The organism is Mesorhizobium sp. M1A.F.Ca.IN.020.06.1.1, assembly GCF_004023265.1.
In the GTDB taxonomy this organism is placed as follows: Bacteria; Pseudomonadota; Alphaproteobacteria; order Rhizobiales; family Rhizobiaceae; genus Mesorhizobium.
This window is the reverse complement of the sequence record NZ_RZSR01001245.1, coordinates 1-1,405: the sequence shown is the minus strand read 5'-3', so window position 1 is coordinate 1,405 and position 1,405 is coordinate 1. Positions and strand designations below refer to the sequence as shown.

The following is a 1,405-nucleotide window of genomic DNA, read 5'->3' as shown; positions in this document are numbered from 1 at the left end:
AGGCAAGGGTGTGCGCCTGCAGAAATACAAGGACGGCGGCGTGCTGGACCTTAAGACCTTCACGATTGCAGCGGGGCTGACCTGGCAGGATTCGGCCGACCGCACCTTCACCAAGTCGCGCGAGGAATTGGCCGAGTGGATCGGCGCCCGTGCAGCCGCCGGTCGCATGGTGCCGAAGGGTTTCCCGAGGACGGGCAAGTTCGGGTAGCGGGGCTCCCTCTTCTCCCCGTGTGGGAGAAGGTGTCGCCGAAGGCGACGGATGAGCGTGTTCCAAGGAACGCAGAGGTCTCGCTCCGCTGGAACATCCTTTATCCGTCTCGGCGCTACGTGCCGATCCACCTTCTCCCTCACGGGGAGGAGGCTAGGCGCAAACATTTGGACTATCGTCACGATTGCTGCACTATGATGGTGCATAAGCAACCATCGAGCTGGCAGGGGAGAACCGCCGCGTTGAAGCGGGCTGAGATCCAGAAACCAGGGCAGCGCCTGTTCGGTCTGTCGGCGCCGCTGAGGGCTGCCGTCATCCCGCCGCTGTCGGCGGCGCGCTGGCTCCTGGTGCTGATCGTCGCCGCCGGCGTCTATTTCTTCCACGGCTTCCTGTTCCCGGTGCTGGCGGCGCTCGTCATCGCCTTCGCCAGCTGGCCGCTCTACCGCCGGCTGCTCGCCGGGGTCGGCGGCAACCGCACGATCGCCGCGACCCTCGCGATCCTGTTCATTCTGACCTTCCTGGTGGTGCCGATAGCGCTCGCCGGCACTTACGCCATCAACGAGCTTCGCGAGTGGGTGGTCTGGGCGATCGAGACCAACCGCCACGGCTCTGCCACGCCCCAATGGATCGCCACCATGCCGGTCGTCGGCGAATGGCTGAACCAGCAGTGGACGGCCAATCTCGGCCATCCCGGCGGCATCGGCGAATTGATCCAGATGGTCAGCGGCTCCAACATCGGCACCATCTATCGCGGCGCGCTGGCCGCCGGCGGCAGCGCCTTCGGGCTGCTGCTCACGCTGCTTTTCATGCTGATCGCGCTGTTCTTTGCCTATCGCGACGGCGAGGGCTTCGCGGCGCAGGTTGATCGCCTCGGCGAGCGCATCCTGCCGACGCGCTGGGAGCGCATCTCGCGCGTCGTGCCGGCTACCATTTCATCGACCGTCACCGGCATGACCGTCATCGCCATCGGCGAGGGCGTGGTGCTGGGCGTCGCCTATTGGCTGGCCGGCGTGCCGTCGCCGGTCACGCTCGGGGCGCTTACCGGCATCATGGCGCTGATCCCGGGCGGCGCGCCGCTCTCCTTCACGCTGGTGTCGATCTACCTCGCCGCCAGCGGCAAGTTGTTTGCGGGCCTTGCGCTGTTCGTCTGGGGCGCGGTCGAGCTTTTCATCGTCGACAAGACGCTGCGCCCGAAGC

General features: G+C 66.3%; 2 protein-coding genes. Both read left to right on the top strand.

Annotation, left to right across the window (positions count from 1 at the left end; translation table 11 throughout):
- Positions 1-208, top strand: a 208-nt coding sequence (locus tag EOA60_RS32920; RefSeq protein WP_164899770.1) for a hypothetical protein, incomplete at its 5' end; no start/stop codon positions are given.
- Between the two features lie 242 nt (positions 209-450).
- Positions 451-1,405, top strand: a 955-nt coding sequence (locus EOA60_RS32915; RefSeq protein WP_164899769.1) for an AI-2E family transporter, incomplete at its 3' end; no start/stop codon positions are given.